This is a genomic window from Nitrospirota bacterium (genome assembly GCA_016219645.1).
Taxonomy (GTDB): Bacteria; Nitrospirota; Nitrospiria; order Nitrospirales; family Nitrospiraceae; genus Palsa-1315.
In genome coordinates this window covers 1-14,160 of record JACRLR010000030.1, presented here as the reverse complement: position 1 = coordinate 14,160, position 14,160 = coordinate 1, and the positions used below count along the sequence as shown (strand labels likewise).

12 protein-coding genes and 1 pseudogene are annotated in these 14,160 nt (G+C 54.6%); 1 reads left to right on the top strand and 12 read right to left on the bottom strand.

Features of this window, described 5'->3' with window-relative positions; genetic code table 11:
• Positions 1 to 91: 91 nt before the first annotated feature.
• Both HZB34_11720 and HZB34_11715 read right to left on the bottom strand, forming a co-directional pair.
• Entirely contained in the window at positions 92 to 2,146 is a 2,055-nt protein-coding gene (locus tag HZB34_11720; protein MBI5316631.1) for a sodium-translocating pyrophosphatase, read from the bottom strand.
• 438 nt (positions 2,147 to 2,584) lie between these two features.
• A complete protein-coding gene (locus tag HZB34_11715; protein MBI5316630.1) occupies positions 2,585 to 3,226 on the bottom strand; it encodes a response regulator transcription factor in 642 nt (213 codons plus the stop codon).
• Positions 3,227 to 3,451: 225 nt separating this feature from the next.
• Here HZB34_11715 and HZB34_11710 point away from each other — a divergent pair, with 225 nt between their 5' ends.
• The gene (locus tag HZB34_11710) at positions 3,452 to 3,706 is read left to right on the top strand and encodes a hypothetical protein (GenBank protein ID MBI5316629.1); all 255 of its coding nucleotides are present in this window, start codon (positions 3,452 to 3,454) and stop codon (positions 3,704 to 3,706) included.
• A gap of 91 nt (positions 3,707 to 3,797) precedes the next feature.
• Here the strand turns inward: HZB34_11710 and HZB34_11705 are convergent, their stop codons facing one another.
• The 10 genes and pseudogenes from HZB34_11705 to HZB34_11660 all read right to left on the bottom strand — a co-directional run.
• On the bottom strand, positions 3,798 to 5,045 hold the full coding sequence (locus tag HZB34_11705; protein ID MBI5316628.1) for a hypothetical protein: 1,248 nt from the start codon (positions 5,043 to 5,045) through the stop codon (positions 3,798 to 3,800).
• Positions 5,046 to 5,331: 286 nt separating this feature from the next.
• Positions 5,332 to 6,639 carry a hypothetical protein gene (locus HZB34_11700; GenBank protein MBI5316627.1) on the bottom strand — a complete coding sequence of 436 codons (1,308 nt, stop codon included), beginning with the start codon at positions 6,637 to 6,639 and terminating at the stop codon, positions 5,332 to 5,334.
• The gene (locus HZB34_11695) at positions 6,639 to 6,980 is read right to left on the bottom strand and encodes a hypothetical protein (protein ID MBI5316626.1); all 342 of its coding nucleotides are present in this window, start codon (positions 6,978 to 6,980) and stop codon (positions 6,639 to 6,641) included. Before HZB34_11695 ends, HZB34_11700 begins: the two co-directional genes overlap by 1 nt.
• A gap of 400 nt (positions 6,981 to 7,380) precedes the next feature.
• A complete protein-coding gene (locus tag HZB34_11690) occupies positions 7,381 to 8,199 on the bottom strand; it encodes a hypothetical protein (GenBank protein MBI5316625.1) in 819 nt (272 codons plus the stop codon).
• A gap of 93 nt (positions 8,200 to 8,292) precedes the next feature.
• Positions 8,293 to 9,561 carry a hypothetical protein gene (locus HZB34_11685; protein MBI5316624.1) on the bottom strand — a complete coding sequence of 423 codons (1,269 nt, stop codon included), beginning with the start codon at positions 9,559 to 9,561 and terminating at the stop codon, positions 8,293 to 8,295.
• 139 nt (positions 9,562 to 9,700) lie between these two features.
• A pseudogene (tatA, locus tag HZB34_11680) lies at positions 9,701 to 9,853 on the bottom strand (twin-arginine translocase TatA/TatE family subunit).
• A gap of 28 nt (positions 9,854 to 9,881) precedes the next feature.
• Complete coding sequence (locus tag HZB34_11675) at positions 9,882 to 10,691, bottom strand: tetratricopeptide repeat protein (protein MBI5316623.1); 810 nt, start codon at positions 10,689 to 10,691, stop codon at positions 9,882 to 9,884.
• Positions 10,692 to 10,717: 26 nt separating this feature from the next.
• Entirely contained in the window at positions 10,718 to 11,839 is a 1,122-nt protein-coding gene (locus HZB34_11670; GenBank protein MBI5316622.1) for a hypothetical protein, read from the bottom strand.
• Positions 11,840 to 11,915: 76 nt separating this feature from the next.
• Positions 11,916 to 13,697 (bottom strand): radical SAM protein, encoded by a 1,782-nt coding sequence (locus HZB34_11665; GenBank protein MBI5316621.1) that lies wholly within the window; start codon positions 13,695 to 13,697, stop codon positions 11,916 to 11,918.
• A 288-nt stretch (positions 13,698 to 13,985) separates the two neighbouring features.
• Positions 13,986 to 14,160: nitrate oxidoreductase subunit beta (locus HZB34_11660; protein ID MBI5316620.1), on the bottom strand; the 175-nt coding region annotated here is incomplete at its 5' end.

The following is a 14,160-nucleotide window of genomic DNA, read 5'->3' as shown; positions in this document are numbered from 1 at the left end:
AAATTCGAGATTCAGGATCCGCAGTTCCGACAACCTCGAAGTCTCTTCCGTCTAGCTCGTCCCGCTTTTCTCGCACGTCCAGCGCGTCTCGCTATTTCACAATCAGCGACACAATGAGTAAGGCCACAATGTTGATGACCTTGATCATCGGATTAATCGCCGGACCAGCCGTATCTTTGTAGGGATCGCCGACCGTGTCGCCAGTCACTGCTGCCTTGTGGGTATCCGTCCCCTTCTTGCCCTGCTCTTCAATAAACTTCTTGGCGTTGTCCCATGCACCGCCGCCGCTCGTCATGGAGATGGCGACGAACAGCCCTGTAACAATGCTGCCGACAAGCATGCCGCCTAACGCCTGCGGTCCCAGGATCACACCGACAATAATCGGCGAAATGACAGGAATTAACCCCGGCACCATCATCTTCTTGATCGCCGCCTGCGTCACGATATCCACACAAGTCCCGTATTCCGGCTTGCCGGTTCCCTCCATGATCCCTTTGATCGTCCGAAATTGCCTGCGCACCTCTTCCACCACCATACCGGCTGCTTCTCCTACCGCTTTCATACAGAGAGCACCGAAGATAAAGGGCAGCATCCCGCCCAAAAAGAGGCCGACCAGGACGGAAGGGTTGGAGAGGTCGAACGTGCTTGCCCCGCTGCCCTTCGCCACCTCACGAGCATATTCAGCGAACAGTACGACGGCCGCAAGACCGGCGGAGCCGATCGCATAGCCTTTGGTCACAGCTTTTGTCGTGTTCCCGACCGCATCCAATGGATCAGTGATGTCCCGAACCTCCTTGCCGAGATGAGCCATCTCCGCAATACCACCGGCATTGTCTGTTATCGGGCCAAACGCATCAATCGCCACCACAATACCGGCCATCGACAACATCGACACTGCCGCAATGGCCACTCCATATAAGCCGCCCGATGCCGCACCACCGCAGATCCAGTAACTCGAAAGAATCGCCGCCCCGATCACCACCACTGGCCAGGCTGTTGCCTCCATCCCGACGGCTAATCCGGCAATGATGTTCGTCGCATGACCTGTTTCACTGGCCTTTGCAATGGACTTCACGGGATTATAGCTTTTGGAGGTGTAGTAATCGGTGATAAAGACGAGCGCCAGGGTCACGGCCAAGCCGATCAAGGCTGCGATAAAGTAGCTCACCCCGCTCACGCCGCCCACACCATCCATAATGGTGCTCGTCACAGGATAGAACGCCACTGCGGCAATACCGCCCGCCACAAACAAACCTTTATAGAGCGCCGTCATGATCTCGCCGCCCTCACTCACCTTCACGAAGAAAATACCGATAATCGTCGCGAAAATCGTGACGCCCCCGAGCGCGAGCGGATACAGAATCGGAGCACTGACTCCCTTGAAGAGCGTGAACGCCAAGACCATCGCTGCCACTGTCGTCACTGCGTAGGTCTCAAAGAGGTCCGCCGCCATACCGGCACAGTCGCCGACATTGTCGCCCACGTTGTCTGCAATGACGGCCGGATTCCGAGGGTCGTCTTCCGGAATTCCTGCTTCGACTTTCCCGACGAGATCTGCGCCGACATCCGCCGCTTTCGTATAGATGCCACCGCCTACACGGGCAAATACCGAAATCAAACTGCCGCCGAACCCAAGGCTCAGCAATGCATGGATCGCATGTTCCTGCCCCGCAAACTGCGCAGCCAACGCATAGAAAGTGGTGATGGCCAGCAAGCCCAATCCGATCAACAAGAGTCCCGTCACCGCACCGCCGCGGAATGCCACGGTCAGCGCCGAATTCATTCCCTGATGGGCGGCCTGAGCTGTTCGGACATTCGCCCGCACTGCGATGACCATGCCGACATACCCAGCTACCGACGATGCGCCTGCGCCGATCAAAAATCCGATCGCAGTCAATAAGCCGAACTTGTCGGAGACAGCCCCTGCCCCCCACAAGATGGCAAATAGCACTGCGGCAACGATACCGACGGTCTTGTATTGCCGGTTTAAATAGGCACTCGCGCCTTCTTGGATGGCTTTTGCAATATCCTGCATCTTCTGGTTTCCGGCGTCGAGCTTGAATACCCACATGGCCAAATACAGGCCGTATGCGATGCCGGTCACCGCTGCTATTAAGGCAAACGTAATTATCACGGAATCACTCACAATACAGTCCTCCCGTTATCAAGATAGCGATAAGGCCCCTTACCCCCGGTCTTTCGTGTCTGCCTGCAGCCTCGCAGGTCATCCCGCACCCAGACAGGCGGTGTGCTGGGGAACCTGACTATCATGCAAAAGCGCTGATCTCAGCTCCTCGCAAAATAGCCAACCCGTAATGTATGTCACACAACTCCCTGAGGCTTCAACCCATCCAAAGTATATGAGCCAGAAGGACGAAACGCGAGGTACTGCGGATTCGATCCGTGCAGCTAACTACCTGAAAAGGTGGGCCATTCTATACAGGTGGGAGAAGAGGATCAAGCTAAAAGAAGAGAATGCAGTGCAGCTGCTTGCTCAATCAACGCTGCCCACTGAATCGAGAGGCGTCTAGCATCACAACCTTTGCCTCATCTTTGCCGGCACAGTCGCAATTGCTTCTGCCCATCAGTCTTTGATCACACCGGGGTAGACCTCTTTCATGCATACCTGGCAGATGCCATGACTAAATTCAGCTTCTGAATGGGTTTGGATATATTCCTCTAGATATTGCCAATCCCCGTTGTCTGTTCGCACCCGCTTGCAATTGGCACAGATTGGGATCAACCCATGCAGCACCTTGACTTCCCGCAGGACCTGTTCGAGTTCTTGTGTCCGCATCAGCAATTCCTGTTCTCTCGCCTTCCGGGTGTCTCGTTCTTTTTTCAAGGTCAGGGCTGAAGCCACACGGGCAACGAGTTCCGCTGGATTGACCGGTTTGCGGATATAATCCATCGCACCTGCAGCAAAAGCTGCAAGGAGCGCCTGTTCATCGGTCTTCACCGTGATGACGATGATGGGGATGTCCCGGAGCCATTCGATTGCTTTAATACGTCGGCAGGCTTCAAGTCCATCCACCCCAGGAAGCATGATATCCATAAGGATGAGGTCGATCTCTCCCTTCCTCTGTCCAGCACCATCTTGACTCAACATCCCCAACACAGCCTCCGCGGAATCGGCCATCATCAGTGCCTCATAACCGGCCGCGCGAAGCCTGGTTGACAGGAGAGTCTGCTCATCTCGCGAATCATCAACAATTACAATGGCCACGATTCTTGTCTCCGGTTGCAGAAGGATACGGCTATGGAGCGCCCTTGAGCCCGTCGCAAAAACTTATACCCCGACTCATTTTGATCTATAGCGAGTACCGATATTACGCTGAGTGGTGTCCCAAGTTCCATACGAAGTTATTGCACCTGGCTCATCTAAGTTTTAGAGCCGAAAGGTTTACGGCGGTGGCCGACTTTGTTATAGTGCGCGGCGGAGGAAACAGTCGTGGGCGTCGCGCCGGATTATATTTTGGTGGAGGGACAGACGTTCAGCAAAGCCAGGCTGTCGCTCGACAACCACGTCTACAAAAACTGCGCGATCGATGACTGTGATATCTATTTCAGCGGTGGCCAATACGAGCTACTCGACACCCACATTACCAATTCCCGCCTCATCCTCAACCACCCGGCCAAGGGTATGTACAACGCCGTTCAGATATTTAAGATGAAGTCGCCTGGCTCCAGCGTGATCTTCGAGTGAAGCGTATCTCGTGAAGCGTCGTTCGCTCTGAACAGAAATTAGCCTTGCTCCAATCCGATCGCGCTTCACGCTTCACGAGCGACGAACGACGTTACTTCGTAACCGGGATATTCTCGACGTACTTGATGATCTCGATCGGCTGAAAGACCGGGTCCATCGATCCTCTCGCAGATTCGACTTCTACTCGCTGGATAAATGAGGCAGGACCTGTGAGAGGCGCATAGTTGAGGGTCACCTCGACATCGAACGTCCTGGTATCTTTCGGCGTGGGAAATATAAATGTCTCGACACGCATTTCTTCCGCCTTCAAGACCGTGTCTTCAAGGACCTTGACCGCCTCAAAATCGAAACTTGTCTTCTGGCCCTTGGCGTCCTGATAGACCCGGCCATAGACCCGCTTCTCCGTAAAGACGGTCTTCAGATTTTTCCCCTTGATATCCAGATCCAACAACAGAGACGCCCAGGCCGGATGGGTGGCCGGCAGATTGTGCGGAACGAGGCTTTGCACCTTCACCGTGACGGTGGTCTTCTCACCGTCGATTTTCGTCTGAACATCAAGCCTGGCCGCTTCCTGGCGAAGTTTGCCGATACGACCGGGGAACGTATGGTTTGCGACTTTCCGCTTTTTCTCCCCGTTTGCTGACTCGCCAATCTGCTCCGGCATGTGGCAAGTCTGGCATTCTTTGCCTGACTTGCCCGCCTTATTCTGATCCCAATAGCCCAGAAGATCATTGGTCTTGCCTAAGTTGGCAGCCGAGGGGACGGACTGGTGGCAATTGAGGCAGAGGTCTGACCCTTGAAACAGCGCCAGCTCCATCGATTGATGCGCAAGGTTCTGCGCGAAATCCTTATATGGACCATAGACCCTCTTGTTCTCAATATCATACTTGGGCTCCGGCGGATGTTTGGTTCGATCGACCTGTTTAATCAAGTGACATTGCGCGCAGCCCACCCCATCCAGCAATGGGTCGCCAGACTTGGCCTCATCGATAAAATGCTGAACCTGCTCCGGGAACTCACGCACGTGCGGAGCATGGCAGCGAAAGCATTGAGCTTTGTCTTTTCCTGCCGGAGAGGTCAAGAACGCGTCGAGGGAAGCGCGAAACGCCGGGGAATGGATCGAACGAGCGAGCGGAGAGGTTTCCCACTCTTCAAACACACGCTCATGACAACGTTTACACTTGTTGGAACTCGGAAAGGTCTTTTCGAGGCTGTTTTGAGGTTTGGCCGCTTCTTGCGCGAAGAGGCTGCTCCCGAACCAAGGCGAGAGGAATAACGCCACCACAACGGCCACCGCACTGATTGATATCTGCATACGGATCGAGTGTCGCACCATCATGCTGTCCTTCTGCTTCAACTTCTTAGATAGTACCGATATCAAACTCGACCCAGGATGCTCAAAAAATCCAGACTTCTCACCCGCCCAACCCCGGCGCGCCAAGACGCGCCGTTCCGCGGGCAAGGCCGCAGGCGAATCGAAACCGGAAGCGTACCCTCAGGGGCGCACGGTGCGACGAATAAGGAGCACCACGTTTGTGCGCGCCGCCGAGTGGTGAGGCGGCCGGGTCCCCGTTGAGGATTTTGATGAGCCGAGAACGCCACTGGTGGCCTTTTTCAGCATCCTGCTAAAGAGTTTTGGCCCGGTACGTTAGAAGACGCGGCTGCGTATACTCATCCAAAATCTTCTTCGCGCTCTCCCGCTCTTTCTCCGTCGCCAACGTTGCAAGATATTTCTCCTTGAGCGCCGGTTCTGGCGTGGGAATCAACGCATAGCTCAACACCGCTTCAATCGATGTCGCAGTCGCGTCAGATGGAATCGCAAGGAAGAAGGGAACCTTTCGCGTATAGCCCCCCTTGATAAAGGGATCGGGAATTGGGCCACGGAGAATCTTGTCATAGGGCAAGCCAAACTGCCTCGTCTCTTCCTTCAGCACTTTGCCCTGCGCATCCTTGACAGTCATGACTAGAAAAAACTGCTTGAGCACAGGGTCGCCATCAGGGAAGCTGTGAGGGAGGCTGCCTATTTTCACCAGCGCTGTGCCCTCCACAGACGAGGCAGACTTGGTGGTTTCAAGATCCACGCGGGGCATCCATTCAGCCTGTAGGTTTCGATTCTTGAGGATGGTACCGGACACGACGACGCCCCGGAACCAGTGGCGACCAATTGCTCGCGTCATGGCACCGCGCTTTGAGGTAGAACTGCCGGTTGAGGGCTCCATATGGCAGTCTTGGCACACGGTCCCCTGCAAGATCTCGCCTGGCAGATCCTTCTGCGTGACATCCTTAACCTTGTCGAAGTGGCACGATGCGCAATAGTTCGCGCCACGGAACAGCACGGATTGCATCGCAGGGTGGACAAGATTATCCTCAGGGTCTGCATAGGGGCCATAGAGCATTTTGCCTGGCTCGATCTTGAACGAGGGCGGAGAGTTTGATGTTTGCTCAACCTGCTTGATCAGATGGCAGGAGGCGCAACCGATACCTTCCACTTTCGGTGTGCCAGCCAGGACCTGAGCCACGATCTTGTCGGTATGCTGAGGAAAGATGGTTGTTGATGGCGCATGGCACGAGAGACAGCGACCACGCTCGTCGCTTGTCGGGTTGGTCTGGAGCCAAACACCCAGTACCGTCCGGAAGACCGGAGACTCCAGCGATGTCCCATGCAACAGCGAAGCATCAACCCGGCCAAAAGTTTTGAGATCCGGCGTCTGCTCGCGCGCACCTTTCCACTCTTCATAGTGTCGATCATGGCACTGCTTACAATTTTCCGACCGAATAAAGACTTCTTCGATTTCCTCCATCCAATCACCCGGAGGCTGAACCGCTGTCTTCTCTGCAGCGGCCTGGCCGAAGGTCAGGCTGATGGAGGCCACAACGAACGTGAGGGCCAAGCCGGCGATTCGTGGTACACACCATCTGTGTCGTAACATCATTAGTCCCGCTTGCATCCAACGAAATGAAAATTTACCCCCCACCCAACCGGATCGCCTGCATCAGCGGGCTCATAGGTGCCGACGGTGAAGTTACAAGCTTTCATCCCTCGCTGAATCGCTTTCCCAAAATCGATCATGTTCCTGATCTCGATCTTGTCGATTTCCTTGATGATAGATCGGACCTTGATTCCGGCATAGTCTGCGCGCGAACTCCCGATCACTTCGAAGACCGCAACACCTTGCGCCCGTTCGAGTTTCAATTCTTTTTTGATGTCCTCATCCACATCTCCGACGATCACTCCGAATTCTTCACCCAATCGCGCGGCTTCATCCACAGTCATCTGGTCTGAATTTGCCGCGCATGGCGTCACTGCCGCAAGACCGCCGAGGGCTCCTACGCACAGGCTGCCACACAAGACAAAGGCCCTTCCACTCCGAAGGGCCTTTGTATGAACACTGACTGAGCTGATCCGAGCCTCCTCCAACGTTCACGCCTCTCATCCGTCAGCAGAGCAATCTCGCAAGATGCTCAAAATGGCGACTTCTCACCCGCCCAACCCTGGCGCGCCAAGACGCGCCTTGTCCCAAGCAAGGCCGCAGACGAACCATCACATTATAAAGGGTGGCTGGGATGATCCCAACTGCGCGCGTCCAACGAGGGCTTTCTGAAGCCGCGCGTTGCGCGAGCACGGGGATCGTCCCAGCTACCTCGCCCCCATTTTCAGCATCTTGCTAGAGTTTTCAGACTGGGTCGATGATAAGCTGGAACCAAGGCGCAACAGCCTTCTGTCCGTTCCGTTCCTTATTCTCACCATTCCATACGGCAAACGATATGGTCTGCACGCGGCCTGGGATCAGTTTTGCTTCGTTCTCCTGCTCTTCACTCACCAAGGGGCGGCGCATGACGACACGCCACACCCCGTCTTTCCACACAGCATTCCCCTGGACACGACCCTGTTTCTCTTTGGTCGTCAGAGTACTAAAGCCTCCGCCGATAAGGTCCTCGACCGAAGAGGCCCGTCGTGGAATGACTTCAAACGTCCGTACACCTTCTCGAGCTTTCTCGGATGTCTTGGCGGCCCGGCGATCAATATCGCTCTGCCAATCGGCCTTCCAGTGCCAAATATTGATGTAGTGATCGAGTTGGCCCATGCAGAAGAATGCGGGCGCATCGCCAAGCGGCAGCCCTATCGCCACGCCGTCGCGAAAGGTTCCGGGTGTCAGACGGTCATTTTTCGTGTTGTCTTGCCATTCGAGCAAAAACGCGATTTCCGTACCATTGTGGAACGACCGAACCGTTAATGCTCTGACCGTCGGCTCAGGCCAAACAGGCCTGGTGATTACTTGACCACTCAATGGAATGGTCATCGGTGATACCTTGGACCAGGCGCCATCCTCTGGCCCAAGCGGCAACTCCCCCTCGATAAGGCGCGCGCGGATAATCATCCCCTCTGAACTCACGAGAGGAACTCCAAAGCCCACTAAGACGCCAGCCATGACCAGAATGGAAAGAAACATGAGAAGCAGCGGGCGGGAAGAAGTCTTCGTCTTCGTACGCACTATGTCAGGCCCTCGAGTGACAGGGAGGAGTACACCTTCATCCCTTCAGAATACCCCAAGGTTGAGGAAAACCGTTCGACCGCCCTAGTCGGCCTACCAGAGCTTAACCCGGCGAATTTTGTTTTCTCCCCGCTCGCATATGTAGAGATACCCCTGAGAGTCCAGTGCGAGGCCGACTGGAGAATTGACGACAGCCTCCACTCCAAGAAGTCCATCTCCATGTTTCACGGTCCCTGCCGATTCCTTCGCTACGAAGCGTGCGGCGCCACAGCCACCCATATTCTTGTCTTCGTAGCCGCTGTCTCCATTGCCTGCCACCGTCGTGATGAGTCCGGTCGACGCATCAACTTTACGCACCCTGTGGTTCATCGTGTCGGAGATATAGAGATTATCATGCTGATCGACCACCACAGCTTCCGGAGCATGGAGCATGGCTCTGGTCGCCGGCTTGTCATCCCCGTCATAGCCGTACCGGCACACGCCTGCTACTGTGGAGATAACACCGGTACGATGATCGATGCTGCGTACTCGGTTACTGCCCTTGTCGACAAAAATAATATCGCCCTTCCCATTCAGCGTGAGCCCGACGACATCATAGAGACGAGCTTCGAGTGCATGTTTTCCATCGTCAAGATACATGGACATGTCCAGTCCATCTGAACAGACCGGCATGAGCCAGCCCTGGTCATCGCTGAAATCAATGCCGATGGCATCCCCTGAGAGCACGACCAAATTACGCGCGACGAGGGGTTGCTCACGGGCCTCGTCTTCTGACGTCCAGGTTCCGGCCACAGTCGTCACCATGCCGGTTCTGGGATCATATCGTCGGATTCTGTGCGCCTGGGTGTCGGCGATGTACATGACATCGTCGGGAGCAAACGCGATAGCGGCAGGCCAGGTGAGATTGATTTCAAGGCCCGGGCCATCTCCGTTGAACCCATGCTGCCCGGTTCCGATGATCGTGGTGACGATACCGGTCTTGTGGTCTACTTTTCGGATACGGTTGCTACCTGAATCGCAGATAAAGAGGTCGTTATTGGAATCAAACGCGACGTCGAGCGGTAAATAGAGCCCGGCTTCCCCACAGGGGCCTTCGTCTCCGCTATAGCAGGTTTCACCGATACCGGCGAAATTGTGGAGCGTTCCTTCCAGGAGGTTGACGCGCCGGATACGATCGGAACCGGACTCGGCAAAGTAGAGCCACCTCTCGTCCTTATCAAGTGCGGCATGATGGGGAAGAGGAATCCCGGACTTGACCGCCCGTTTCCCATCACCGGTGCTCCTAGCCTTACCATTTCCAGCAAAGGTTTCGATATAGCCAGTCGCGAGCTGCAGGTCGGTTTCCATCAGTCTGTGGCCCAATCCCGGCTCGTTAGCCGCGTGAAGCTGATTGAACCGGCGCCGCCTGCTGTTCCACAGGACCCGGTCCTTGCGCTGAGGCTGTCGAAGCTGATTGCTGTGGAACGGCTGCCATCTGCTGCTGAGCCCCTTGGGCTTCGGCTTCAATGGCATCCGCTTCATGGACGGACTTCTTAAAGCCCTTGATCGCCTTACCGACTCCTTCCCCCAGCTGCGGCAACTTCCCCGCACCGAAAATAAGAAGCACGATGGCAAGGATCAGGATCAACTCTGTAAAACCAAGACTTCCAAACATGGTATGTCCCTCCCTACGAGTGGGGTGATCAGGATGCGCTGCTTTCCTTAGCCCGTTTGGAGAACCGTTCCTTCAACCGCTTCCTGGCCTGTTCGGCCTGTTCGAACATCTTCGCCTTATCGTACACACTAATTAAGTTGTAATAGGCGAGCGGTTCCTCGGGATTCTGTTCGACGGCTTCTTCCATGACCTTGATGGCGAGATCCGTCTTCTTGTGATTGAGTGCCAACTCCATCAGCTTGAAACTACCCTCGAGATGTTTGGGGTCCAGTTCGAGGCTGCGAAGATAGCACTGGATGGCCAGGTCGATCGTGTTGTAATCGGTCACCTCTGGATTATCGAGTTCCACGTACACCCCTGCAAGATTATACCAAGTCATGGGATCGTCCGGCGTAATCTCCACCAGGCGCTCGTAATACTCCTTGGCTTCCATGAACTTTTTCTTGTCGGCATAAACCCGTCCAAGATTGAAGAGGGCCAGGACATCGTGGGGAAACACTTCGAGCGCACGCTTAAACTCGGCCTCTGCTTCGTCCGTCATGGCCTTCGTCGCGTAGATCGTCCCCAAATTCGAATAGTACATTGCAAGGGATCGATTCATTTCTGTTCGGAGGCCCTCCGCCATTTCGATCGATTTCTTGACTTCTACGAGTGCGTCATCCATCCGGCCTTTGCTGAAATACAGTTCGCCCAGCCGGCAGCGGGCCTGGAAATCATCGGGCTCGGCGGCCAAAAGCTTCTCAATCTCGGTGATTTCTTCGTCGGGGCTCAACGGCTGATCGCCGGGATCGACGACGGTATGGCTTTGCTCGGTGGGAGAAACAGTCGGTTCAGTCATGTGATTCCCAATCCTCAAAAGGTCTGTTAAATATGCTCTCCTACCAATGAATCCGGTCGGCCTGCCATGGATGCATCAGCCGCCGGTGCGGAATCCGTCGCATCACGACGATACCGGTCCATCGTCAACAGCATGGCACCGAGCACGACCATGAGCGTCAAATTCGAGTATAGGAGCGCATAGCCTGCAATAAACATCAATCCGAGCCCGTACCCGGCGAGTCGCCCCATGGTGAGCAACTTAATGACCGTGTAGGACCAGCACAACAAGCCTGTCATGTAGATCGCAAATGGAAGGAAAAACGTGTAGCCCATACCGAATTGAAAAATCCACCCGATGCCGTCTGCCGCCTTACGAATGTTTTCAGCCATCCCGGCATCATACCGATGGAGCAGATAGTCCAAAAACAACATCAGCGTAAACGTGGATACGGAGATCGCCCAAAACCAGATAGCGCGCCGGCGTTGCCGCTGATTCCGCGTCCGAAACGAGACACCGCGTCCATAGGCCCACATCACAAAGATGCTGGACAAGACCAACAGCGCTTCACCCCCGCGATGGGCCTCATAGACGAGTGGCGGGGCCGCGACGGTTCCGATAAAGCTATAGATGGTGGAGACAATCTGGTAATACAACCAGCCTCCGATTCCGAGGAGATAGGTGATACCCATGGCGCGATGCGACCATTCGGTGTGGGCCGAGAGGTATTCCACCATCAGGCAGACGAGCACCACTAAAGCCACAAAATTGTAGATTGCGGACCCAAGAAACGCAGGCGGAATCAACAAGAAACCCACCGTGAGAAGTAAGAGAAGCGCCACGCAGGGAATGACAATCAGGTTCAACCCCGTAAAACCACGACTGGCTAGGCGATTGATCCCTGCTACACCCAGAGCAAGAAAGAGCAGAATCGCGACGACATTCAGCAACCACTGCCCGATCTGCGTCAGTGCCGTGAAGGTCGGGACAATCCACCCATGCTCCTGCGCCAACTTGCTGAGATGCATGCCCAAGCGAGACACAAGCCGATACAGGATCAATTCCGAGAAGGAAACAATCAGGACAAGCTTGACCGTGTACTGAAACAGAAGGGATTGATCGCTGAGCTTCCCCGTCATCCGGTCAATGGTCTGGCTCGTGGCAATCATGTTGCTCATCCGTGAGGAGGAAACCGGAACCGGTGCTGATCGCAGAATAGGATCAAGGTTCTGCAACACACGCTCATCACGACCCCGCCGGCTGCGGCACGCCCACTTCCTGGGCCTTCGCTCGTGCAATGTACAAGAGGCCATCCGCCATCGAGTAATTGAACGGGAGCTCGCAGACAACTTCGCTGATCTTTTCGTAGACTTGTTGGTACAGGCGCTCCGCTTCGTCCGGTGTCATGCCCTCCGACACTTCGTAGAAAAAACCCAGGCTCAAATCCTCTGCTGATGGACGCATAATGCGCCTGATTCCGTAGCTGCCCGGATCGCTCATAATCGGGGCCTCTTTTTCCAAATCGAAGAGGCAGGGCTGGCAAGAAAACCCATACGATCTGTGAAGCCGCTGGTTCTCCACGATAAAATTCATTGTCTCAAGGGCTTCTTCTTCCTTCTCAGTCGGAAACCCCACAATGATATAACAATGCACGGCGATCCCCAGATCGACACAATCATCGGCAATACGACGAACCCACTCCTGCTTGATCCCCTTCTGCATCACGTCCATCACACGCTGATTGAAGGACTCCAGTCCGAACACGATCTTCAGGCAGCCGGCATCGCGCATCAACGCCAGGAGTTCACGGGTGAGATGCTTCTCGAAGCGCATCTCACAGGTCCATTTGATGTCCAATTTCTTGTCAAGAATCTGCTGGCATAATCGTTTGGTCGGTGATAAGGCGAAGCATTCGTCCGTGAAGAAGAATCGCTGTGCCCCGTATCGCTGCTTAAGCCATTCCAATTCCTCGATGGTCCGTCCCGGCTCTTTCTGCCTGAAGTTTTGGTGGTCCAGAGTAAGAGCACAAAACGCACAATCCTTGTAATAGCACCCCCGTGAAAACTGCACAGGCAACACCGGCTCCGGAGCCAGATAAAGACCGAGCGGAAAACCGTCGTAGTTGGGAGCCGGCAACTGGTTGATATTTTCAGAATAAAACGGCTGGTTGACCGTAATCTTCCCGTTCTGGCGATAAATCAGGTTCGGGACTTTGCCGAAATCTTGCTTCCCGGCCAATTGATTGACGAGCTCGAGCAACGCAGTTTCGCCCTCGAACACGATAATATCGTCGGTCAGATCGAACAGACTCGGGCAACGACGCAGATTATCGACCAATCGGGTGAAGATACTGCCGCCGATGGTGAGATGGATATTGGGGGCGGCCTCCTTGATCAGACGACACAGTGTCAAGCCAGGAATAATCTGAGAGGTTGCTGTAATCGACACTCCGATCATGTCCGGCTGGTCGCCGACGATCGACTGAATGAAGTATTGACGGAAGAGTTGGATATAGGGATTCTGAGATTCATCCCTGATGATCTTCATCAGGTCTTTAGATGCATAGATGGAACAATTGCCGAACTGATTATCAACGACCGTTAGCCGGGTCGGAAAATAGAGAGTGGAGAGCACTTCCAGCCACTTATCAATAAGGAAGAGACTTTCCTTGTAGGATTCAAGGTCGTAAAAGCCTTCTCCCCGGAGGGTCTCCTTGGCCGGTTCAATTCGATCGATGAGGTAGGAAAATCGATCCAGCGACTCCACCACTCTGGCCAAATGTTCGGCACTTCCCGGTCCGGTTTCTCCTGTTCGTTCCCGCTCAAGCGCGCGCTGTTTATCGACCAACTCCTGATACAGCCCTGCCCCATAGGACTGGGTCAGCAACCTATCTAAGAGCTCAATCCCAAGATCTCGCTGAGAAACGTTACTGATACCACCCTGGGCTAAAAACCCCTTCAATGATGGGAGGCTGAGATAGGGCTGTGACGGATGCCACGTTGGAGGAAAGAGCAGTGAAACATTCATGCTAAATCTCCGACCAACCTGGAGAACGAATAGGGGTAGTTCCTCAATATAACAGAAGCTTTTTATACACTCCGCCAACTGTCAAATGCAACTATCGAAGGCCCTCTTAATCAGTAGACCGTAGGTATGCTGCCTGAGAAGATGGATGCAGCACCCATTCGCTGGATATCGCTTCCAGCTACCCTCGGCATGAGACATGGATATGAATTTCAGTGGAGCACTAAACACAGAGGGCAGGGAGCTCGATCGAACTCCCTGCCCTCTATTGCTACGAAGTCTCGCTGAGGATTAGAGCCAGTTGACGCGCTCGGCGGGCCGAATGTAAATCGGCTCCTCCACCTGAATCCGCGCCACTTCCTTGCCCGACTTATTGAACCCCAGCACCGTATCGTTGTACATCTCAAACCGTTTCCCGTGAATCTGGGTCTCAAAGACCTTCGGCCCCGGAATCACATCGTACCGG

What these genes read in the sequence shown, in the direction of transcription:
- HZB34_11705 (MBI5316628.1), bottom strand. Translation starts at nt 5,045, where the DNA reads ATGATGGTGCGACACTCGATCCGTATGCAGATATCAATCAGTGCGGTG.
- HZB34_11700 (MBI5316627.1), bottom strand. Translation starts at nt 6,639, where the DNA reads ATGATGTTACGACACAGATGGTGTGTACCACGAATCGCCGGCTTGGCC.
- HZB34_11695 (MBI5316626.1), bottom strand. Translation starts at nt 6,980, where the DNA reads ATGACTGTGGATGAAGCCGCGCGATTGGGTGAAGAATTCGGAGTGATC.
- HZB34_11675 (MBI5316623.1), bottom strand. Translation starts at nt 10,691, where the DNA reads ATGACTGAACCGACTGTTTCTCCCACCGAGCAAAGCCATACCGTCGTC.
- HZB34_11670 (MBI5316622.1), bottom strand. Translation starts at nt 11,839, where the DNA reads ATGATTGCCACGAGCCAGACCATTGACCGGATGACGGGGAAGCTCAGC.
- HZB34_11665 (MBI5316621.1), bottom strand. Translation starts at nt 13,697, where the DNA reads ATGAATGTTTCACTGCTCTTTCCTCCAACGTGGCATCCGTCACAGCCC.